We start from the raw sequence: 21,866 nt of genomic DNA, 5'->3' as shown, positions 1-21,866 counted from the left end.
CTCTCCGCATGCGGTTCAGTGCCGAGCCGTAGCCCTAAAGAGATTGGCCTACGGCAGTACATCTGCCTCATGCGGCTCGTTCGGCCGGAGCTGGTTTCTTGTCCTCTTGCAGTTTAAAATCACAAATCAGATCTGCCAAACGGCTGGATCTGGTTGCGATATCACCAGAAGCCGTTTGGGTATCCATTGCCATTGAAGTGTTTTGCCCGGCAAGATTGTTGATCACTTTCATTGCGGAGGTCAGATCGTGAAGGCTGTTAATCTGATCTTGTGAAGCCTCAGAGATCCGGGTCAGAACGTCATCGACACGGGTGATATCCGTCGAAATTTCTTCGAGCGCAGCACCTGTGCGATCAACCAGTTGTACGCCTGAATTTACATGCGTTCCGCTTTCGTCGACCAGCTGTTTGATCTCCATTGCGGCGGTGCTGGCGCGTTGTGCAAGGGCGCGCACTTCCGACGCCACAACAGCAAAGCCGCGGCCGGCTTCGCCGGCGCGTGCGGCTTCTACGCCTGCGTTCAGAGCAAGCAAATTGGTTTGGAATGAAATGTCCTCTATCATCGAAATGATCTGCCCGATCTGTTCAGAAGAGTTCTGAATGCGGCTCATGGCATCCACAGCTTCGCGCATGACCTCGGCCGAGGTGTTGGCTCGTTCCCGTGCCGCGCCCGCCAGGCTGGCGGCAGAAATAATTTCGTTTCCAAAGGTCTCTACGTCGGACGAAAGCGCGTCTACGCGTTCGGTTGTGTCCCGAATTGTGTCGACTTGCTCGTTGGTACGTGAGGCAAGATCAAGGGCTGAGGACTTCATGGCTGCAGAGGCTTGGTCCAAATCTGAAACTGTCTCCGCAATGGAGGCGAGCACTGTGCGCAGTCGCTCGGACGCCGTATTAAAGTCGCATCGAATTTCATCATACTCGCCATCCAAGGGTTCATCAAAATGGCTTGTCAGATCGGCTTTGGCCAATGCTGCCAGACCTTCTGTGACCAACTCAACAACACGCCCGTGTTTGGCATTTAGGGCGGCTTCATCAGATGCTTTCAACTCTTCCGCAGCCCGACGCATGGCAAGAGTTTCTTGTTTGAAATGATAGATCGCCTTGGCCATTTTGCTCAATTCGTCCTTTCGGTCGATGCCGGGAACAAAAATGTCAAAGTTACCCTTTGCAAAATCATCGACAACGTTGGTCAGGGATTTGATCCGCCAGATCATGCGTTCGAAGATAAAGAATGAAAAGATTCCCATTATCACCATGCCCGCAATGCAGATCCAAAGGAACTGTTGTAAGTTCTGGTTGGCTTTCAGGTACATTGCGTCCGACATTTCGGTGATTTGTTGATCTAAATCCACTTCAATGCTGCGAAGATGGTCAATCCAGTCTGTGGAGAGTTGAAACCATTCGGGGGCTGTTAAACCGTGGTAGTTTCCGGTGCCGAACCCATTTTCTATGGTTTCGCGTGCGGCCTTGATCTGCTGATAGCTGGAGTGCGTATAGATGTTGTTCCCTATATGTAATTCATGAAGAAGGATCTCAGCCTCTTCCAGCAAGCCTTGCTGCGCACCACTGAGTAGAATAAATCTATTGTGCAGGCGAAGGTCAAATTCGGAGCCCAGCCCCGTTGCGCCCGCTGCACGTTCCAAACCGGCTTTTTCCTTTGCTGCGCCGACAAGGGTGCGTACCTCAAGGATTGCCTGGATAATTCCACGTGTTTCGCCGGTTTCCAGATGATGGGAGACCGCTAAGAGATCGTGAATGAGTGCTGTATAAAAGGCTACAGCTGACTTCGCGTCCAGTTCAGCTTTGGTGACCTTCGCCCTGATCACGGACATCTGGGTGATTTCCTCCAGCATCTTGTCGTAGCTTTCTGCGTGATCACCGCGTAGATCCGCAGTCTCATTTAGGACTGGGGAAATAAAACTGTCCGTTTCCTTATGCTGCTGCACCAGTTCATTGGCGAAATTTCGCCCTTCAGATGCAAGGAAACCCGCCGAGTATCCGCGTTCACGCTGAAGTTGGTGAATGAGATTTGAGACATGTGTTTCCTCATGTATTTTCTTGCTCGACATATAGGCGTGATCTCTCAGCGCGCGTTCTGTCTTTAGGTGGAGTACAGCAAAGTAACCTGCCAGTGCGAGCAGCGGCAGGATGGTCGTTAGCATTGCAACTCGAAGTTTCATCGGAGTCTCCGGTTCAACTGTTTCGTTGCACAGACTGCCAACCTTTGATTGAATAGAGGATTAACGAGAAAATTCAGTTGTGAGAAAATCTGGTAATTGAATGTGTCGTTTCATGCTTATTGATGCACCTGAAATATAACTGTATTTCTTCCATTATTCCCTCCCGAAACGGGAATTGCTTGGGGTGCGGAAATAAGAATGATAGATCTTTGTCTTGATCCACTTCTGATTGTTCTCAAGAGAAGTGTGCGTTGAGCATGAAATTTATCTGAACCCAGCCAGCCGAATCTGTGATTCGCAGTCATAATCAGTTCGTTAGATTTCGAACTGTTCGCGACACCAAATTTTTATGAGATGCCCTGGTGCTGCTGGAGAGAATTGAACTCTCGACCTCTCCCTTACCAAGGGAGTGCTCTACCTCTGAGCTACAGCAGCGCCGGTGAAGGGGCTTCTATGCATATTCGATGAGGGATGCAAGAGTGTCTGGACGGTTTTTTAGCACTAAGTTACAGAAGTTTTATGGCTGATCGAAAAACACAAAAAAAACACGGTTCCGATGCGACGCGGGAGGACCGCTTGAAGGCGGCATTGAAGGCTAATATGGCCCGTCGTAAGGCGCAGGCGAAAGCACGCTCCACCAAACCTGTGGAGCCTACAGGCAAAACCGAAGGGTAAAGAGACGATGGATTCGATTCTTGTAACGGGCAACGGCCCTTTGAATGGGCAGATTGAAATTGCTGGAGCAAAAAACGCCTGCTTGACGTTGATGCCCGCGACTTTGCTGACCGAAGAGCCGCTGACACTGACAAATGCGCCGCGGTTGAGCGATATTCGGACAATGACAAAATTGCTGCAATCCCTGGGGGCCGAAGTTTCGGGACTTCAGGACGGCAAAGTTCTGGCGATGTCGAGCCATGACATAAATAACCACACGGCTGAATACGATATCGTTCGCAAGATGCGTGCGTCCATTCTGGTATTGGGGCCTATGCTTGCACGCGATGGGCATGCCGTTGTTTCATTGCCTGGCGGCTGTGCAATTGGCGCACGTCCTGTTGACCTTCACCTGAAGGCGCTTGAAGCGCTGGGTGCGGAGCTTGAGCTGAAAGACGGCTATGTCCATGCCAAAGCGCCAGGCGGGCGATTGACTGGCGGAACCATCGATTTTCCATTTGTCTCTGTGGGGGCCACAGAAAACGCTCTGCTGGCCGCCTCTCTCGCTAAAGGGACCACTGTCATTAACAATGCCGCGCGCGAGCCCGAGATCGTTGATTTGGTTGAATGCCTCCGCAAAATGGGCGCTGAAATCGAGGGCGAAGGCAGTTCTACGATCACAGTTCAGGGCGTGGATCGCCTCAATGGAGCGACGCATCCGGTTGTCGCAGACCGGATTGAACTGGGCACCTATATGCTGGCCCCGGCGATCTGTGGGGGAGAAGTGGAACTTCTCGGTGGTCGCATGGATCTGATCGGCGCCTTTGTTGATAAGCTCGCGGAAACGGGTGTCGAGGTATCCGAAACCGAGAACGGTGTGAAAGTTGCGCGCAAGAATGGACGCGTCAAAGCCGTAGATGTGACCACCGAACCGTTCCCTGGCTTCCCCACTGATTTGCAAGCACAGATGATGGCGCTCCTGTGTACTGCCGACGGGACAAGTGTTCTGGAGGAAAAGATCTTTGAGAACCGCTTTATGCACGCGCCTGAACTGATCCGCATGGGCGCGCAGATTGATGTCTCAGGTGGTACCGCGACGGTTACCGGTGTTGAAAAACTAAAAGGTGCGCCCGTGATGGCAACTGATCTACGCGCCTCCGTTTCGTTGATTCTCGCGGGTCTTGCAGCCGAAGGCGAAACACGTGTCAGCCGCGTCTATCACTTGGATCGTGGCTACGAAAAAGTTGTCCGCAAACTGTCCGGCGTGGGTGCCAAAATTGAACGGATCAAGGAGGAATGATGGCGGACGCCACATTTGAAGATGGTCGCGAAGCGCCTCTGAACCTAGGAGCGTTGGATGCCGAGGATCTGCAGGTTCTGTCGACGTTGGCACAGGACGCGGTGTTCCCGGTTTCGGAAATGCGCTGGCTGCCTAAAGAACGCCGGTTTGCAATTCTGCTCAATCGCTTCCGCTGGGAAGACCGCGTGGCTGCCGAGCAGCGTGGACGCAGTGTTGAGAGGGTTCAGTCTCTTCTGGTTGTTGACAATGTGCTGGGTGTTGCTTCGCAAGGTCTCAACCGTGAGGACAGGGATATGATCTGCTCATTGATGTCTGTTTCCTTTGAGGAAACGAACGAGGGGAGCGGTTATTTGCATCTGACCTTGGCGGGCGATGGTGGCTTGCGATTGAGTGTCGAAGCGCTAGAGGTAGGGCTGAAAGATGTCACCCGCCCATACAGCGCTCCATCGGGTAAAGTCCCAGAACATGGTGCGTGACCTGCCTTCCTCTGCCGAGTAATGGACTGAGGGGCTTTGCGGGACGATTTGTCCCGTTAGAATTCACCGGGAGCGCTTGAGGCTCGGCGCTTGCCCGGCTAATCCGACTGCAAAGGAGAGCTGCCATGCCCGTATTCCTGAACACCGTTGATGCGGATTTCGAAAGCCGATTTGAAGCGCTTTTGGGTGCCAAACGCGAAGACAGCCCGGATGTGGATGCTGTTGTGGCGGGTATTATCGCGGATGTGCGCGCGCGCGGCGATGCAGCCGTTCTGGAATTGACGGCCAAGTTTGACAGGCTCTCGCTTAACGCGTCACAGCTGCGCTTCAGCGAAGAAGACATCGAAAGAGCGATAGCATCGGTTGATGCAGCGGATCGTGATGCGCTGGAGCTGGCAGCAGATCGGATCCGCGCGTATCATGAGCGCCAGATGCCGACAGATGATCAATGGACTGACGCTGTTGGGGCCACTTTGGGCTGGCGATGGTCCGCAGTTTCCGCAGCGGGGCTTTACGTGCCGGGGGGTGTGGCGACCTATCCGTCTTCTGTACTGATGAATGCTATTCCTGCAAAAGTGGCCGGAGTAGAGCGATTGGCCATCACCGTTCCCACCCCCGATGGCGACGTGAACCCACTTGTACTTCTGGCGGCACGTTTGGCCGGAGTGGATGAGATTTACCGGGTTGGCGGCGCGCAAGCGATCGCGGCTTTGGCTTATGGCACTGACACCATCAAACCAGTGGACAAGATCACAGGGCCGGGAAACGCTTTTGTTGCAGCTGCCAAAAGACGGGTGTTTGGCAAGGTTGGTATCGACATGATTGCTGGCCCGTCCGAGATTTTGGTGATCGCGGACAAAGACAACAGGCCAGATTGGATAGCTTTGGATCTGCTGAGCCAGGCCGAGCACGATGAAAGCGCGCAATCCCTTCTGATCACCGATGACGCTGGGTTTGGCAAAGCTGTTGCGGAAGCTGTTGAAAAGCGTCTGGAAACTTTGGAGCGTCGCGAGATCGCGGGCGCCAGCTGGCGTGATTATGGAGCGGTTATTGTCGTGCGTGACCTGGATGAAGCGGTTGTGCTGTCAAATCGGATCGCGCCGGAGCACTTGGAATTATGCGTTGCGGATCCTGTTGCGCTGAGCAAGAAAACCGTACACGCAGGTGCCATTTTCCTTGGCCAATATACACCAGAAGCAATTGGCGATTATGTTGGCGGGCCTAACCATGTGCTGCCCACAGCGCGATCTGCACGGTTTTCCTCTGGGCTCTCTGTTATGGATTTCCTCAAGCGAACCACATTGAGCCACATGACATCTGAGGCCCTTGCAGCCATCGGCCCAGCTGCGGAACGGCTGGCACAAAGCGAGAGCCTGGAGGCCCATGGTCTTTCAGTACGTGCGCGATTGGACAGTCTGAATCATTGATGGTAGCGTCCCCGAAACTTTGCGGGAACTTACGACCTTGGATGGATTGTGCTGCACTGCAGCATGAACTAGGTTCAAAGGATCAGCTATGCTGTGTGAAGGTCCATCAGGTTCTGAGGTCTATGATATGAGCTACATCAGTAAGATTGAACTGGACGACCAAAATCTGCCCGCTCCGACCCCGGAGATTGCGCAAGAGCGCAAAGTGGCAATTTTTGACCTTATCGAGGAAAACAGTTTCGTCCTGCCGCCCCGTGACGGGCAAATGATTCCCACGGGGCCATATCACTTGGCGCTGGCTATTCGGGACAAACGGTTGGTATTCGAGCTGAACACGGAAACTGGCGAAAGGGCTGCGGAATTCCACCTGTCGCTTTCGCCCTTCCGTCAGGTGGTCAAAGATTATTACCAGATTTGCGAAAGCTACTTTAATGCAGTGAAGAATCTGCCTCCGAGCCAGATCGAAACCATCGACATGGCGCGCCGAGGCATCCACAATGAGGGTAGCCGCGTGTTGCAGGAACGATTGGATGGTAAGGCCGTAATCGATACTGATACGGCTCGCCGCCTGTTCACGCTGATCTGTGTTTTGCATTTTGGAGCCTGACATTGGAGAAACTGCCGCATTCGGTCCTGTTTTGTTGTGACCACAACGCGGTCCGATCCCCGATGGCAGAAGGGATCATGAAGAAGTTCTACGGCGCCGGGACCTATGTTCAATCGGTTGGCGTCAAAAACGATATGGAGATTGATGGGTTTTCAATCGCCGTATGTCATGAAATCGACGTCGAACTCGGGCGTCATCGCTCACGGTCCTTTGACGAGATGGAACAATGGGGAGACGATCTGTCATCCTTTGATCTTGTTGTTGCATTGTCCCCGGCAAGTCAGCGTCGGGCGCTGGAACTTACCCGTTTTTTCCATCTTGATGTCGAATATTGGCCAATCATGGACCCTACCGGGCTAGGTGAAACACGAGACGCCAAGTTAGAAATGTATCGTCAATCACGCGATCAGATCATACAATGTTTGAAGGAACGTTGGGGCGAACCGAAGGACACCAAATGAGCGACATCATTACGCGCTACTTTGAGGCGTTTAACGCTGGGGATACGGATCAGATGTTGGAATGTCTAACAGATGACATTGCACATCACGTAAACGAGGGCAACATACGGGTCGGTAAAGAAAAATTTGCCGCTTTCTGCGCCCATATGGAACGCTGTTACAAGGAAGAGCTGACCGATATGGTGGTCTTCCTAAGCGAAGACGGCTCCCGTGCGGCGGCAGAGTTCATTGTAAACGGAACCTATCTAGAAACAGACGAAGGGCTGCCCGAAGCGTCAGGGCAGAGTTACCGTTTGCCAGCCGGGTCTTTCTTTGACCTGAGGAATGGAAAAATTTCCCGGGTTACCACCTATTACAACCTGTCAGATTGGGTGGCGCAGGTTTCGCGAAAATGACGATTGTGATCGAGGCTTTATCCGGCGCCGCTTTGGAGGCGGCGCTTCCGGATCTCGCTCAGCTTCGGATCAAAGTATTCCGTGCGTTTCCATATCTTTACGATGGTTCCGAAGATTACGAGCAGAGCTATCTGAGATCTTACCGCGACAATCCGCGGGCGCTTTTGGTTGCTGCGCGTGAGGGTGAGAAAATAGTGGGGGCAGCCACAGGCATGCCTCTCGCAGACCACGAGGACGCAAATCAGATCACGGGCGACGCCCTCAATGTTGACGATGTTTTTTACTGCGCCGAAAGCGTCTTGTTGCCGGAATTTCGGGGCCAAGGCATCGGTCACGCGTTTTTTGATCAACGTGAAACATATGCAGCTGGTCTGGGCTTCAAAACAACGGCTTTCTGCGGGGTGATCCGCCCGGCGGACCACCCATTGCGTCCTAGTGGATACCAGCCGCTTGACGCGTTTTGGCGTAAGCGCGGATATGAACCAGTGGACGGCGTGCGGGCCAACTTCTCGTGGACGGATGTTGGCGACACCAATGAAAGTGTCAAAGAACTGCAGTTTTGGTCACGCGACTTATGAAACGTGCGGAATGATCCATTTTGAAGCGGAGACCCCGATGAAAATTGCAACCGCGGCATATCCTTTGGATTGGTTTGACAGCTGGTCCCAATATGAAGACAAAATTAGTTCATGGGTGACAGAGGCCGTTGGGCAGGGTGCAGATCTTCTGGTTTTTCCGGAGTATGCGGCCATGGAGTTGGCAACGCTCTCAGGGGCAGAGGTGGCCGCTGATCTGGAGCGTTCGATTGCCGCTGTCTCTCAGCGTATGGAGGCTGCCAATACTCTGCATTCCAGATTGGCGACCGAGTATCAGGTCCACATCCTTGGGGCATCCGCGCCGGTTTGGATCGGTCAGGATCGTCCCGTAAATCGCGCGGCGTTGTTTGCGCCAAATGGGAAGGTTGGTCATCAGGACAAGCAAATCATGACACGGTTTGAGCGGGAGGACTGGAACGTTGTTTCAGGCTCTGGGCTGAACCTTTTTGAGACCCAGCTCGGCAAGATCGGGGTGTTGATCTGTTATGACAGCGAATTCCCCTTGTTGGGGCGCGCCCTGTCCGAGGCCGATGTAATCCTTGTGCCGTCCTGTACTGAAGGTCTTGCGGGTTATTCCAGGGTGCGCATTGGCGCAATGGCGCGTGCACTGGAGAATCAATGTGTGACAGCCATGGCGTCCATCGTTGGGACGGCTGAGTGGTCAGAGGCCGTTGATGTGAATGTCGGTATGGGCGGAATTTTTGGTCCACCAGACCGTGGGCTTCCGGATACCGGAGTGATCGCAGAAGGTCGGTTAAATGAGCCTGGCTGGACCTATGCCGATGTAGATATTCAGAAAATTGCCGAGGTACGCGCCGATGGGGGTGTCCTGAACAGGTTGCATTGGCAAGAACAGGACACATGCGTGAAAATAACTTCAAATATTAGCTTGTCGTGATTGTGCCCTTGAAAAATAGGAAAAAAGCCCTCATTTAAGCGCACGTCCCGTGTTTTGTGCGGGAAGTTGTGTAAAGGAGAGACCATGGCCAAGGAAGATACGCTCGAATTTCCCGGTGTCGTGAAGGAACTCCTGCCCAATGCGACGTTTCGGGTCGAGCTAGAAAACGGCCATGAGATTATCGCACATACGGCAGGAAAGATGCGCAAAAACCGCATCCGTGTTCTGGCTGGCGACAAGGTACAGGTGGAAATGACCCCCTATGACCTGACCAAGGGTCGGATCAACTATCGCTTCAAGTAAGCATGATCCGCAATTGCGTTCAAAGCCCGGCTTGTGCCGGGCTTTTGTTTTATCCGCTGTCCGCGTATCACCATGGGCAGAGCGAGATTAGAGGACAAAATGGTGTTCATTCTTGGATCGGGCAGCCCGCGTAGGTTGGAATTATTGCAACAATTGGGTGTTAAACCTGCAGCCGTGCGCCCTCCGGACGTGGATGAAACGCCGTTCAAAAGAGAGTTGCCGCGTCCTTATTGTACGCGTGTTACCCGCTCCAAAGTCGAAGCTGTTGATGCGCGGGCCGAAGATGTTGTGCTTTGCGCGGATACCACCGTTGCACTGGGCCGCCGTATCATGGGTAAGCCCAAAGATGCTGGCGAAGCTGCGCAATTTTTGCTGGCCCTTTCGGGGCGGCGTCACCAAGTGATTACCGCAGTTGCTGTGCGTAAGGGCGATCAGATCTGGGAGACAGATGTGGTGAGCCAGGTAAAAATGAAACGTCTTTCGGATGAGGAGCTTAACGCCTACCTCGCCAGTGGTGACTGGCAGGGAAAGGCCGGTGGCTATGCCATTCAGGGCCCTGCGGGAGCCTTTATCCCTTGGATCAGTGGCTCTTTCACAGGCATTGTGGGGCTTCCGCTGGCTGAAACTGCAAACCTATTGCGCGCGGCTGGCGTGCCCGTATTCCAACAGGAGGTCGTCGCATGAAGGGCCGTTCAATCATTCTGGACCACATCAATGAGCGTGAAGCAGCCGCACTGATCGTTGATGGAATTTTGGAAGATTTTCTGATCGATGGCGATGCGCCGACCCCGGGTACCATCTATCGTGCCCGTGCAGATCGCCCGGTGAAGGGGCAGGGGGGCATGTTCCTCACCACGCCCGACGGGCCTGCGTTTCTGCGTCAGGTCAAAGGGCTCGCGCCGGGGCAAATGATGCTTGTACAGGTCACCGGATATGCTGAACCTGGTAAAGCCATTCCTGTGACACAGAAGCTGTTGTTCAAAAGCCGCTATGCCATCGTCACTCCCGATGCGCCGGGGCTAAATATCTCGCGCTCTATTCGGGATGAAGATGAACGTGATCGGCTGTTGGAAATCGCTCACGAGACAACTGGCGATCTGCCTTTCGGCCTGATTCTTAGGTCTGCCTGTGCTGGTATTGACGTCGATGACATTGCCGAAGACATCCAAGCGATGTGCAGCCTGGCTGAGCAGGTGCTTGGCGATGAAGGGGCCGAGGTTGAAGTCCTCTCCGAAGGAGATGGTCCACATCTCTTAGCTTGGCGCGATTGGGTGGAACCCGCAACCATCGAAAGCAATCCGGGCGGCTTTGAACGCCATGGTGTTCTGGATGCGTTGGATATGGCCCGAGGTATCGAGGAATCTTTGCCGGGCGGGGCATTCCTCTATGTGGAACCCACCCGCGCTCTGGTGGCCGTCGATGTCAATACTGGCACGGACACTTCCCTCGCCGCCGGGGTTAAGGCCAATATGGCCTGCGCCAAACATCTGCCGCGCGTCTTGCGTGTCCGCGGTCTGGGCGGGCAGATCGTATTGGATCTTGCCCCCATGCCCAAGAAAGACCGGCGCGCTTTTGAAAGCGCCCTTCGCGCCAGTCTGAAGTCCGACAGCGAAGAGACCACAATGGTCGGCTGGACCAATCTGGGCCACTTCGAACTTCAACGCAAACGCGGCCGTGTGTCCTTGCTGGAAGCCCTGTCATGAGCTGCCCTGTCTGTGCAAACGATACGGTTCTAAAATACCGCCCATTCTGCTCCAAGCGCTGCGCTGATATTGACCTCGGAAAATGGATGAACGGGGTCTATTCGGTACCCAGCCAGGACCCGGAAGATCTCGTCGAAGCCATGGAATTATTGGAAAATTCACCGCCGCCCGAACAAAGTTGAAAAACTTTCAAAATCCCTCTGGACACTCTTTGCGTGACAGCATAGAAGGCCTCCACCCAAGGCGAGACGCCTTCCCGTGCCCGGGTAGCTCAGGGGTAGAGCAGTGGATTGAAAATCCTCGTGTCGGTGGTTCGATTCCGCCCCCGGGCACCATAATATATTGATTTCAAATATTATTTTTCTCCGTTGGTAGATTTCATCAGCGGTTTTAAAAGTTACACACAGTTATACACTCAATTTAAGTTCCTGATTTGCCGAAAGATTCAAAAAACAAAATCCTCAAAATCAAACCCCTCCGCAAAGGCCTGTCGATCTATAAAACGGCCCGTAGTCCCTATTGGTATGTGCGGCTGAGAGACCCCATTGCTCGCGCCTATGTGGTGCGTTCAACCAAAGAGACCAGCCGGATTGAGGCCATTGATGCAGCGGGCGAGTTTGCCGACAGTTATCATAGCCAAGCCAACAGCGATCATGCCCGGAAGAAGTCCACCAGCTTTGAGCACTATGCCAAGAAGCTGATGGACCTTCAGAAGGGAGCGTCGAAGTGGTCCGATGGTGACAATAAGCTGCTGATGCGGGCCAATGATGGGCTGATTGTCTATTTTGGCAAATATGATGTGACCAAGATCAACACCGGTATGGTTCGCGATTACCTGATCCATTTGGATGGCAATCGTTCCAAACGGTTGGCGGAATCGACCAAAGCCAAACATACGATCATCATGCGCAAGGTGCTGGCGCTGGCGGTGGAAGATGGCGTGTTAAATGTGCTGCCGGTCATGCCGAAGCAAAAGACCGTTGATACGCCCCGGCATACGTTTACCGACAAAGAGTACAAGTTGTTTAAAGAGGTTGCGCAGAGATGTGCAAATCGCGGCGACAAGGTGCGCGGTGTCAGAGTGAAGCGGGAACATGTGATGATGTTCATGTTCTGCGTGCACTCCTTCCTGAGGCCGACAGAAGGAGAGCTGTTTGGCCTGAAGCACGGGGATATTCAGGTCAAAGGCGATCCGACGCATCTGGAGTTGAATGTGCGGGGCGGCAAAACCGGTGCCCGCGTCAGCGTGACGATGCCAATTGCGGTGCCTTTTTACACTGACCTCAAAGACCCGTTTAAGGGCATCCGCTATCCCGCTGATGAATACGTGTGGATGCCTGAATACCCAAACCGTCGCACAGCGATCAATACGGCCCGGCGTATCTTCAACCACATTTTGAAGGAAGCAGGGCTTGCGGACGGGGATCGCAAACTGTCTCCTTATTCGCTACGCCATTATGCCATCCAGGCCCGGCTGCGGGAGTCCAAAGGTAAGGTGAACCTCCATACGTTGGCCAAAAACGCAGGCACTTCGGTGGATCAGCTAGAGCGGTTTTATCTGAAGAAGATGGCCCCCTCAAAAGAGCTGATTGAGAACCTACAGATCGTCGGCTGACGGAGCGGGTTGTCTGCAAAGCGCGGCTTGGGGGAGGGCGCAAGGGACATCACAGGAGAAGCGATATGTCCCTTCGTAAAGAATTTGATCTGTCCGCCATTGCCAAACCCAAGTCCTTGTCGGCCAGCCATCTGCGCCGTCAGAAGTTCATAGCTGCGATTGAGAAGCAATTGGCAGCAGCCCGCGCAGGCGATGTGCTGCCAAAGGCGTCCAGTTGGGCATGGCAGTCTGAAGCCGGAGAATGGTTCCTCTCCCCCCGGTATGGGCGAGCGGCGCTTGAGCTTGCAGATGGTATGGCAACAATCAAATGCGGTGACGCCAAGGGCGTTGTCCAATCCCTCCAGAAGCTCAAATCCTTGGCTCAAGATGGTCAGTTGGATGAGGTTTTGGAGGCGGCTGCTTTGGCGATCCGTAGTCGTTTTGCCAAGGCTTAAAACAGGGGCCAGCGCTGTCATGGCGATGGCCACACTTGAACACATATACTCAATTGAAAGGTAATTATTATGAATGACTTAGAAGTAATCCGTTTCCAACCATCGCGTGTCCATGGGTCTCGATCTGACAATCGGTTGGCTTTCCAATGGCTGGCTCGCAATGCTGGAAATCTCAAGGATAAGAAGGTGATGTTTGAAGGTACTGGGCGGAAACTAGGCCGCTCCATCCATTTTGCTCTCCTTCGGGGTATGACAGAGGCAGAGGTCCAAGCGCTCTATCAGCAAAAGAAAGCAAACAGCCCCAAAAACAGACTCTTCTTTTGGTCTTACCTGCCAACAGATCCTGATTTGCCCTTTCCAATGCTGATTGATGACTGTCCGGATACGTTTGATCGGAACTACCTCGATTGCGTGCTTGGGGGTGTTGGAGAGGCCAAACTTTGGGAGGACATTTTGTTCCCAGAAAGTTTAGAGCTGGAGACTTAGGGCCTAAAGGTCATCTCCGGAATTTAAACTCAGCCCGCCGGAACCCAACCGGGGCTTTAAAACTCTAGCTTTTGTGCGAAGCACAGTTCACGAAGTGAACCCATTGGGTGTCTATAGGAAGATTATAATCAATCTTTATAACAGCTTAGATTTGCTTGAGGCTCAATCACTTTGTGATTGAGTACCCCCTTCGGGGGTATGTTTCTGGCGGATAATCTTTTAGTGTTTTTTGGAATTTGGACATACTTCTCCTATCCGTTGAGGAGAAGCATGTGAGATCTGGCGATCTGACAAACCATCTACACACGATTACCTGAAGGGTGCGGCTGGCGGTTATCCGGTCTCAGCCTACGTGCTGCTTACACAGCGGACCGATATGCGTGCGTCCTGTAGATGGCAATTTGACACGCTCGGCGACGGCACTTCCCCGTCTCGTGATGACAATTGTTTGCTCTTGCTCTCTTTGGGGGCTTTCATCTTTCCCCCGCTTTCGCTGTCTCCTAACCCTACTATTCGATGACGTTATGTCTGCTGGCCGTTGTAACTTTGGCTCTGCACCGTCCGGTGGAAATTCCCTTCTGATTGCATAACGCTTCGGGCTGATTATGATTTTGGTTTGTATCGCGTTCCTGATACAAGAGAGTTGCGAGCTGTATTTGTATGTTTGTATATGTATAGTATATTGTTTTATATGGTTTATTTATAAGTCGGTGCTTGGGGAGCTCTGGCGATGTCACATGTTTTATTTGAACTTTTTTGGCCAGTTTAAGGATCATAAAAATAGTAAAAGTTCTATTTGGGTGTAGAGCACAAACTTTTACTATTTTCAACACTCGGCATCCGCTTCAACAGGAACCCTGAAGCTGCGCTCAGCCCATTTTTTGAAGTCTTTTAGGACCACCGATGCCTTCATCCTCTCTCTTCTCCGCTACGCAATTTGGCAAGCCGAACGGTCGCAGATACAAGAAAGGACGGTATTTGGTCTTTGGCTTTGACACGGAGTATCAGCGCAGGCCACGGACCAATGCGGCAGGCCAGGTTGAGATAGAAAATGAAGTGCTTTCCTATCAATTTAGCTGTCGTGTCGTCACTCCAGATAATGCTGGGGAGGAACCACATTGGTCTGGGATTATCTTGCCGGATGGGCCTTTGGTCAGCGACCGTCTGTCCCTTGAGGCCTTTGTCACACATGCTTTGGCGGAAGGGATCAAAGCCTATCCAGATGTCAAAATGCCCGTTGATATCTATCTGGTGGCGCATTTTACCCGAGCGGATGTGCCTGCGTTTAGTGACTTCAAGGATGACGAGCGCCGGGGTGCGCTGAATCTCGACAACATTCGCAGCCTGTTTATGAATGTCAGCTCGGATATTGAGGTCTCTTTACCCTGCGACGACGGCAAAGGACATGTGCGGATTGCAGTTAAGATCCGGGATACACTTGCATTGGCTCCTGCAGGTGCCAGAAGTCTTGCTCAGCTTGGTGATATACTTGGGTTTGAGAAGTTGTCTCTGTCAGATGACCCTGTCAAAGATCTGCACTACAAAACGCATATGGCCGATTTTATGGCCGCTGATTGGGAGCGGTTCCGGGACTATGCGATCCGGGATGCTGAGATCTGCGATCAATACACCACCCGATTGATCCGTCTCTACTTTGAACAGACCGGCACCTTCAAATTGCCTGTGACGCTGACCTCCATTGGTGTCGACCTGATTCAAAAACACTGGAAAAAGCTTGGTCTTGACCCTGCATATGTGGTGGGCAAGGAGACCGTGGAGGAGCGGCGCTGGGATAAGAAACGAGAGCGCTATGTGACGGAGACGAAAACAGTGTCTTTGCCGAAGCTTCACTGGAGTGAGGACTTCTTTACAGAGTGTTATCACGGTGGGCGCAACGAGCAATTCTGGTTTGGTCCAGCACCCGAAGGTGTTTGGTATGACTATGATCTTGCCAGTGCTTACCCGTCGGCCATGTCGTTGATTGGGGAGGTGCATTGGGACAGCATTCGCCCCATCACGCCCACTAAAGAACTAAAGAAAGGGACGTTTTTATCCGGAGATCTGGCCTTTGCCAATGTGAACTTTGAGTTCCCTGATGATGTCCGCTTTCCCGTTTTGCCGGTGCGTACGGAAACGGGCTTGCTGTTTCCCCGCAAAGGCAACAGCACCACCCACATCAGCGAGATCAATTTGGCGCTCCAGTTGGGGTGTAAAATTGAACTGGTGGAGGGGCGATACATCGACAGTGATTATGTCTTCAGCCGCATCAGGGAACATGGGTATCCTATTCGTCCGTTCCTTGATTTTACCAAGCACTGCATCACTGAGCGTCAGAAACACCCCAAGAAGAATTTGAACAATCTCTTTTGGAAGGAGCTGGTCAATTCCACTTATGGAAAGACGGCGCAGGGGCTCAGGGAGTGCCGTGTGTACGATCTGAGATCTGCGCAGACCCAGCGTTTGGAACCCAGTAAGATTACCAATCCTGTCTATGCGGCTTATATTACCGCTCTCTGCCGCGCCACGCTGGGCGAAATCATGAATGCGCTGCCGCGGAGTGTTGAGATCTTCAGCGTCACAACAGATGGCTTTCTTACAACTGCAACGGATGCGCAGATGAGGAAGACGACCATTATCAACTTAGGTTGGGACTATCGATCTGCGCGCGGCATACTTGTGGGGGATACGCAGATCTATGAGACCAAGCACGTCATACGCCAACCGATTGGCTGGCGGACACGCGGGCAGGCGACTCTGAAACCCTCTCAGGTCTCGGACTTTGAAGGTGTCAATCTTGAGCCTCGGGAGGATGAACGGGTTGTCTTGGCCAAGGGTGGGATCAAACTTGATCGAACGTTGTCCAAGTCACAGCAAAACGATGAGATTGTGGAGCTGTTTTTAAACCGGAAGCCAACGGATACAATGGCGGTGGTGTTGGGGGCAGGCATTCGGGAGATGTACGAAAAGGGGATGGATTTTGTCGACAAGACAATGACCAAGCGTCTGTCGATGGAGTTTGACTGGAAACGCAGGCCGCATGCTGCTGGTGATGTTCCAGTGCAATTTGGCACCCAATCTGAAGTCAGTCATCTGGCGTTTTCCACCATACCTTGGGACAGTGTTGAGCAGTACAATACCGTTCGGGAGCTTTGGCGTTCCTATACCAAGGACGCCCCGCGCTGCCTCAAATCCGTTGAAGACTATCAAAAATGGGCCACCTACTTTGAAAGCAAGCTGGCGGCACAAGGTCCGGCTGGGGCGTATTTGGCCAAGGAGGATGGCATCCTAAAGCGCATTCGCAGGGATCTGGTGATCGCTCAGAGGCTTCGCAAAGCTGGCACTCATGAGCTTAATCCAAGCGCTGTTGATCAGGATGTGCTTCCTGACGGCTTCAAACTGAAGGCAGATACGTTCGCAAATATCCTCAATGATCGCTTTGGCATTCCCTGCGCCAAGACCGATGTGGACAATGCCCGGAAGAAGAAAGCATTTGTACCCAAGCAAGTCCCAAACTGTGACCAGTCCGTCAAGATCTTGGAGGCGATCAAAAGGGGCCTGTTTCCAAAACTGGATATTGAACAATTCCTCACACCAAAGGCCGCGTTCGATCTGAAGATCGTCGAAAGGGATATGGCAAAGCCTTTGCGGGAGTAGCGGGGAGGCTATTTGGGTACGTTGAGGGCGCGATAGCGATCGTTGAAGCGGGCAGTGTGTATGGCGTAAGTGCGGGACAATCCGGGCCTTCGCTGCAGTTGCACCAACGTCGGGTTTTAAACTAAGAAGGTTTCAGCATGAGCGCATGCAAAGTTTAAGTGAAGGGCGAACTATGAAGCTGTTCCACCCTCTTCTGGTGTTATTGGCAACCCAAGCCACTGCGGGCGACAAGTCAGAGTTAATTCAAGCTCTGGAAACGTCTGGAAAGCACTTCTTCGAAGACGAAAGGCGTGAAGTCCGTGTCGACGACTGCCAGATGACGACATTTCGTTGGCGAGACGTTCCGGGCCAAGGCTGGGTGCTCTGGACATCATTTCAATTCGACATGGTCAACGCACTCCTTAACGAAGATAGACGAACTCCAGGGAAAAAGTACGCTTACGCAAAGCTAGAAGACGGTCCACCCGAAATTGGCTTTGCTTTCTACGGCTTTTCGATGCGGGAGGGTACACTTACCCGACAAGAGCGTTCTGTACTGAGAGAACCATCGAAAGAGACTGTGCCGTCACCACGCGGTGACGGCACAAGTCACTACTACGAGTGGCGAGATAGCATGCTGATCAGTATGAAAGGCCTTGGCGTTGAAGAAAAGGCCATCAGCTTCACTTCAACTTATGACGCATACGTCAAGGAATTCTGTACGTTCTCAAGCTGACATTTGTGCACCATGCAGCATCCGTTCAATTGGGCTCTCTACGGGCATTCGCTGCTTAATCTGCAAGTGTCCGCTTTGCTCCCTTCAAGCTGGCTGCATAGTTTTTGACCGTTTGTGGATGCCATTTGCCACCTTTGCGGGTTTTCACACCTCTCGCGTTCAGCAGCTTAGCTGTTCCTGAAAAGCTGCCAGCCTCAGCCAAAGCCGTCTCAAACTCTTGGCTGATCGTTCCGAAGAATTCCAGCTTTTCCTGCTGTCTGACCTTTGCAAGCCGCTGTGCGTTCCGCCCAAGGATCGTTCCACGCGCTTTGGCGGCTTGCAGAGCAGCTTTGGTTCTCCCAGAAATCTGCCTGCGTTCTTCTTCAGCGAAACACGCCAGCAGATGCAAAAAGAAGGTTGAGACATTTGGATGTTCGCAGACGACCAGCTCAATCCCCTGATCAATGATGCCAGAGATGAACGAAACCTTCCGGGAGAACCTGTCGAGTTTTGGGATCAGCAGCTTGGATCGTGTCTTCTTAACGAGATTGATGGCCTTCCACAGTTCAACTCGATCATTGCGCTTTCCTGATTGTACTTCGGTGAACTCTGCAATCACGTTGTCGTTTGGTTGAAGGAACTGCTCAACCATCGTGTGTTGCGCTTCCAGCCCAAGACCTGAGCGTCCTTGGCGTTCCGTGGAAACTCGAAAATAGACGACATATTCGACCATAAAATCCCTCCGTAACCGACAAACGTTGGTTTGTCGTAGACGGCTTCCGAAAGTTGGGAAAATGGTTCAACGAAAGGCTTGGGTGTTTGAGGAAAGTGATCTCAGAATGGACGGGGAGGGCGCTGTTTTGGGAGCATACACTGCCAACGTCGCTGGCCTTAGGTGATTGAGATGCTCTCAAATGTAAACTTTGCGAAGAAGTAGGACTCGTTGGCGGATCGGATGCGCTACACTGCGCAAGCATGCCAGTCAAGGCGCAAGTCCTTGTAGCGAAGGGAAGATGGGCCTTTGACCGGCTCAAGCAGGAAGGCTACGCCACAAAATCTCACAGAAACACTTAATCTGACCACGTGACCCGCAGAGCAGGGTCGACCTGCACGCGCATGTGCGTCGATCCGGCTTTTCACTTCAGTACTTCTCGAGCCGAACATCTTTCCAAGGCACAAGCCTGAAGGTTTGACACATTAGGACGCACGACCTATTTATTAGGTCATATGTCCTAGAATCACATAAGGCCTCTCATGCTAAACTCTTTATTCTCTCCTTTTTCCCTTGAAGGACTTCCACTAAGCAATCGGATGGTAATGGCTCCTCTGACAAGAAACCGGGCAGGAAGTGATGGAATTCCGACGGAAATGATGACCACCTACTATGCTCAACGGGCCAGCGCGGGACTTATTATTGCGGAATCCGCTCCGATTTCTCAGCAAGGTGTGGGCTATCCAAATACACCAGGCCTCTATTCAGCAGAGCAAGCCACAGGCTGGTTGCGCGTGGTGAATGCAGTGCATTCTGAAGGTGGCCATATCTTTGCACAGTTGCAGCATTGCGGCCGCATCTCACACCCCAGCCATCAAGCCGATGGGATGTTACCGGTTGCACCTTCGGCGATTGCGCCAGCCGGGCAATCCGTTACTGTGAAGGGCATGCAAGATTATGTGGCACCGCGCCCGCTTGAAACAAGTGAGATCCCAGGTGTGGTCGCACAGTTTAAAGCCGCAGCTGAACGTGCCAAAAGTGCTGGGTTCGACGGAGTGGAAATTCACGGTGCCAATGGGTATCTCATTGATCAGTTTCTACGTGACGGAACCAACCAGCGTACAGATGGTTACGGTGGCAGTGTAGAGCACAGAATGCGGCTCCTGCATGAGGTAATCGACGCAGTTGCCGAAGTGTTCCCAGCCTCGCGGATCGGATTGCGGTTAACCCCGGAAAACACGTTCAACGACATGATGGACAGTGACCCTCAAAACCACTTCTCCTTTATCGTTGCAGCCCTGACGGGGCGTGGGTTGGCCTATCTTCACGTATTGGAAGGCACCATGATGTCGAATGAGAAGATGGTGGATTACAGAAAACTGCGCGATACGTTTGACGGTACTTACATCGCAAACAATGGATACAATAAATTACGCGCAGAGGCAGCGATCTCTGAGGGGAATGCTGACCTCATCGCATTTGGTACCCCATTTATTGCTAATCCAGATCTGGTCCGTCGCTATCGCGATAACCTTGTTTTGAACAAGGTCGATCATACAACCTTTTATGGCGGCAATGAAACAGGGTACACGGATTATCCATTCGCTGGAAAATTGGTCCAGTCTGTAGCGTGAGGTCAGAAGATGGTAAGAGCAAGTACGCGAGAAAAAATCGTCACGGCCGCTGATGTTCTGTTTTATGAGCAGGGGTTTGACAATACGTCCTTTGCTGCGGTCGCAAAGGAAGTTGGTATCTCTCGGGGAAACTTTTACCATCACTTCAAAACAAAGGATCAGATTTTGGAGGCGGTTATTGAACGCCGCCTTCAAGACAGAAAGATCATGTTGGACCGATGGGAGATCGAGGGCGAGACGCCAAAACAGAGGGTTGCCAGTTTCATCCGTATCTTGATCGTCAACGCCACCAAAATTCGCGCATTTGGTTGCCCGGTTGGGAGCCTCTTTCACGAACTCTCCAAAATAGACCACGAAAGCGAGCCTGAGGCTATTAAGCTGTTTGATTTGTTTCGTCATTGGCTCTGTCGACAATTTACGAAGATGGGTCACACACGCGACGCTGACTATCTAGCAATGACGTTGCTTGCACGCAGCCAAGGTGTTGCAACGGTGGCCAATGCCTACCCACAAGAAGACTTTCTTGAACGTGAAGTCGCTCAGATGCTTGCTTGGTTAGATTCTATTTCATCCACCCGTTCAATCGACAGGAATTGAGTTTTTCATATTCCTAGTCACGTTAACACTTCAGACCGTAAATCGAATGCAAAGGCTTATTTGCCCGCCGACAATGCATGGTTTCAAAAAGGCATGAGCAACGGTCGATTTCCTTGAACGGTTTTCGGAAGAATTTGTTAAATAAGAGAGGAAATTGTATTGACTGAACCCAGTGTTATTGACCGCCTTCAGCGACTAACGACGCCTCATCTGGCTGATGCTTGTATGCGCATAGGTTTGATCGCTAGATGCGCCCCAGCCGAAATCAAGCCTATTGCTGGCAACATGTCATGTGCAGGCCGTGTATTGCCAACGTGTCACAAAGGGAGTGTCGACGTTTTTTTGGAAGCTTTGGAACATTCGGAGCCTGGCGACATTCTAATCGCTGACAATCGCGGGCGAACCGATGAGGCCTGCATCGGTGACCTGATTGCTCTAGAAGCAGTGGGCGCAGGGTGCCACGGTATTGTCATAGATGGGTACCACAGAGATACCGTAGAAATCGTTGAATTGGGCATCCCTGTTTTTTCTCGTGGCGCATACCCTGCTGGACCTCAGCGTGTCGACCAACGTGAAGCCAGCGATCTTGTGACTGCGCAGTGCGGTCTGTGGCATGTTTCGCAAGAAGACTTTGCCATTGGTGACCAAGATGGAGTTGTCTTCGTTGCCGAAAACAGTTTGCACGAGGTTGTGGACATCGCAGAAACAATCCGTGATACAGAAAAATTTCAGGCGCAAAGGATGCTTGATGGTTGCTCATTCCGGCAGCAATCCGACTTTCAGGAATACCTCAAATTGCGCCAGAAAAATGCTCATTTTGGATTTCGCCAGCATCTGAGAAGTATCGGTGGCGCTATAGAGGAATGAGCCAAGTTTGAGCTCGCTAAATGGCGCTGCGCTGCTGTCTTAGCGTAGACGAAGCTAAAAAAATCGTTCAGAAGCTCCTTTGCTGCGCGCCAGATCTTTGCGCAGACTTCGGCTGTCTCAAAGGGGCAATCACGTACACTTTCAGTACTAGTCTTGGCGTCCGAAAAGGGCCGA

23 protein-coding genes and 2 tRNA genes are annotated in these 21,866 nt (G+C 52.3%); 22 read left to right on the top strand and 3 right to left on the bottom strand.

All coding sequences use genetic code 11. The features are described from left to right. Nucleotides 1-67: 67 nt before the first annotated feature. Together ACXAEW_RS04700 and ACXAEW_RS04695 are read right to left on the bottom strand one after the other, a co-directional pair. Entirely contained in the window at nucleotides 68-2,179 is a 2,112-nt protein-coding gene (locus ACXAEW_RS04700; RefSeq protein WP_474940222.1) for a methyl-accepting chemotaxis protein, read from the bottom strand. Nucleotides 2,180-2,539: 360 nt separating this feature from the next. Beyond that, nucleotides 2,540-2,614, bottom strand: a tRNA-Thr gene (locus ACXAEW_RS04695). An 84-nt stretch (nucleotides 2,615-2,698) separates the two neighbouring features. Here ACXAEW_RS04695 and ACXAEW_RS04690 point away from each other — a divergent pair. From ACXAEW_RS04690 to ACXAEW_RS04600, 19 genes are all read left to right on the top strand, one after another. Beyond that, nucleotides 2,699-2,854 carry a hypothetical protein gene (locus tag ACXAEW_RS04690; protein ID WP_474940221.1) on the top strand — a complete coding sequence of 52 codons (156 nt, stop codon included), beginning with the start codon at nucleotides 2,699-2,701 and terminating at the stop codon, nucleotides 2,852-2,854. A 7-nt stretch (nucleotides 2,855-2,861) separates the two neighbouring features. Next, nucleotides 2,862-4,133, top strand: coding sequence for a UDP-N-acetylglucosamine 1-carboxyvinyltransferase (murA, locus tag ACXAEW_RS04685; RefSeq protein ID WP_474940220.1), 1,272 nt, complete (start codon nucleotides 2,862-2,864; stop codon nucleotides 4,131-4,133). Then, nucleotides 4,133-4,609, top strand: coding sequence for a DUF2948 family protein (locus ACXAEW_RS04680; RefSeq protein ID WP_474940219.1), 477 nt, complete (start codon nucleotides 4,133-4,135; stop codon nucleotides 4,607-4,609). The genes murA and ACXAEW_RS04680 overlap by 1 nt, the downstream gene beginning before the upstream one ends. Before the next feature lie 125 nt (nucleotides 4,610-4,734). Further along, complete coding sequence (hisD, locus tag ACXAEW_RS04675) at nucleotides 4,735-6,036, top strand: histidinol dehydrogenase (RefSeq protein ID WP_474940218.1); 1,302 nt, start codon at nucleotides 4,735-4,737, stop codon at nucleotides 6,034-6,036. A 127-nt stretch (nucleotides 6,037-6,163) separates the two neighbouring features. Then, nucleotides 6,164-6,643: a UPF0262 family protein gene (locus ACXAEW_RS04670; RefSeq protein ID WP_474940217.1), complete on the top strand. Its 480-nt coding sequence runs from the start codon at nucleotides 6,164-6,166 to the stop codon at nucleotides 6,641-6,643. A gap of 2 nt (nucleotides 6,644-6,645) precedes the next feature. Then, nucleotides 6,646-7,104, top strand: a complete 459-nt coding sequence (locus ACXAEW_RS04665; RefSeq protein WP_474940216.1) for an arsenate-mycothiol transferase ArsC — start codon at nucleotides 6,646-6,648, stop codon at nucleotides 7,102-7,104. After that, nucleotides 7,101-7,499, top strand: coding sequence for a ketosteroid isomerase-related protein (locus tag ACXAEW_RS04660; RefSeq protein ID WP_474940215.1), 399 nt, complete (start codon nucleotides 7,101-7,103; stop codon nucleotides 7,497-7,499). Before ACXAEW_RS04665 ends, ACXAEW_RS04660 begins: the two co-directional genes overlap by 4 nt. Beyond that, a complete protein-coding gene (locus ACXAEW_RS04655) occupies nucleotides 7,496-8,077 on the top strand; it encodes an N-acetyltransferase family protein (RefSeq protein WP_474940214.1) in 582 nt (193 codons plus the stop codon). The genes ACXAEW_RS04660 and ACXAEW_RS04655 overlap by 4 nt, the downstream gene beginning before the upstream one ends. 37 nt (nucleotides 8,078-8,114) lie before the next feature. Continuing rightward, the gene (locus ACXAEW_RS04650; protein WP_474940213.1) at nucleotides 8,115-8,993 is read left to right on the top strand and encodes a carbon-nitrogen hydrolase family protein; all 879 of its coding nucleotides are present in this window, start codon (nucleotides 8,115-8,117) and stop codon (nucleotides 8,991-8,993) included. Between the two features lie 84 nt (nucleotides 8,994-9,077). Further along, nucleotides 9,078-9,296, top strand: a complete 219-nt coding sequence (gene infA / locus ACXAEW_RS04645) for a translation initiation factor IF-1 (protein WP_005978431.1) — start codon at nucleotides 9,078-9,080, stop codon at nucleotides 9,294-9,296. A gap of 99 nt (nucleotides 9,297-9,395) precedes the next feature. Continuing rightward, complete coding sequence (locus tag ACXAEW_RS04640; protein WP_474940212.1) at nucleotides 9,396-9,980, top strand: Maf family protein; 585 nt, start codon at nucleotides 9,396-9,398, stop codon at nucleotides 9,978-9,980. Further along, nucleotides 9,977-10,999 carry a ribonuclease E/G gene (locus ACXAEW_RS04635; RefSeq protein ID WP_474940211.1) on the top strand — a complete coding sequence of 341 codons (1,023 nt, stop codon included), beginning with the start codon at nucleotides 9,977-9,979 and terminating at the stop codon, nucleotides 10,997-10,999. Before ACXAEW_RS04640 ends, ACXAEW_RS04635 begins: the two co-directional genes overlap by 4 nt. After that, on the top strand, nucleotides 10,996-11,181 hold the full coding sequence (locus ACXAEW_RS04630; protein ID WP_474940210.1) for a DNA gyrase inhibitor YacG: 186 nt from the start codon (nucleotides 10,996-10,998) through the stop codon (nucleotides 11,179-11,181). Before ACXAEW_RS04635 ends, ACXAEW_RS04630 begins: the two co-directional genes overlap by 4 nt. Nucleotides 11,182-11,259: 78 nt before the next feature. Further along, nucleotides 11,260-11,334 (top strand) — tRNA-Phe (locus ACXAEW_RS04625). Between the two features lie 98 nt (nucleotides 11,335-11,432). Next, nucleotides 11,433-12,614, top strand: a complete 1,182-nt coding sequence (locus ACXAEW_RS04620; protein ID WP_474940209.1) for a tyrosine-type recombinase/integrase — start codon at nucleotides 11,433-11,435, stop codon at nucleotides 12,612-12,614. Between the two features lie 65 nt (nucleotides 12,615-12,679). Beyond that, a complete protein-coding gene (locus tag ACXAEW_RS04615; protein WP_474940208.1) occupies nucleotides 12,680-13,048 on the top strand; it encodes a hypothetical protein in 369 nt (122 codons plus the stop codon). A gap of 69 nt (nucleotides 13,049-13,117) precedes the next feature. Beyond that, nucleotides 13,118-13,534 carry a hypothetical protein gene (locus tag ACXAEW_RS04610; RefSeq protein ID WP_474940207.1) on the top strand — a complete coding sequence of 139 codons (417 nt, stop codon included), beginning with the start codon at nucleotides 13,118-13,120 and terminating at the stop codon, nucleotides 13,532-13,534. A 903-nt stretch (nucleotides 13,535-14,437) separates the two neighbouring features. Further along, a complete protein-coding gene (locus ACXAEW_RS04605; protein WP_474940206.1) occupies nucleotides 14,438-17,188 on the top strand; it encodes a DNA polymerase in 2,751 nt (916 codons plus the stop codon). 172 nt (nucleotides 17,189-17,360) lie between these two features. Beyond that, nucleotides 17,361-17,903 carry a hypothetical protein gene (locus ACXAEW_RS04600; protein WP_474940205.1) on the top strand — a complete coding sequence of 181 codons (543 nt, stop codon included), beginning with the start codon at nucleotides 17,361-17,363 and terminating at the stop codon, nucleotides 17,901-17,903. A gap of 55 nt (nucleotides 17,904-17,958) precedes the next feature. Here ACXAEW_RS04600 and ACXAEW_RS04595 read toward each other — a convergent pair whose 3' ends face one another. Beyond that, nucleotides 17,959-18,615, bottom strand: coding sequence for a recombinase family protein (locus ACXAEW_RS04595; protein ID WP_474940204.1), 657 nt, complete (start codon nucleotides 18,613-18,615; stop codon nucleotides 17,959-17,961). A gap of 521 nt (nucleotides 18,616-19,136) precedes the next feature. Between ACXAEW_RS04595 and ACXAEW_RS04590 the strand changes: the two genes are divergently transcribed. The 3 genes from ACXAEW_RS04590 (at nucleotide 19,137) to ACXAEW_RS04580 (ending at nucleotide 21,692) form a co-directional block, all read left to right on the top strand. Continuing rightward, entirely contained in the window at nucleotides 19,137-20,228 is a 1,092-nt protein-coding gene (locus ACXAEW_RS04590) for an alkene reductase (protein ID WP_474940203.1), read from the top strand. Nucleotides 20,229-20,237: 9 nt separating this feature from the next. Beyond that, nucleotides 20,238-20,825 (top strand): TetR/AcrR family transcriptional regulator, encoded by a 588-nt coding sequence (locus tag ACXAEW_RS04585; RefSeq protein WP_474940202.1) that lies wholly within the window; start codon nucleotides 20,238-20,240, stop codon nucleotides 20,823-20,825. A gap of 159 nt (nucleotides 20,826-20,984) precedes the next feature. After that, nucleotides 20,985-21,692 (top strand): RraA family protein, encoded by a 708-nt coding sequence (locus ACXAEW_RS04580; RefSeq protein ID WP_474940201.1) that lies wholly within the window; start codon nucleotides 20,985-20,987, stop codon nucleotides 21,690-21,692. Nucleotides 21,693-21,866: the final 174 nt, after the last annotated feature.

Source organism: Epibacterium sp. ABZ3_068 (genome assembly GCF_056159265.1).
Note: the sequence above shows the minus strand (reverse complement) of the source record. Positions and strands in the feature narration are given on the sequence as shown.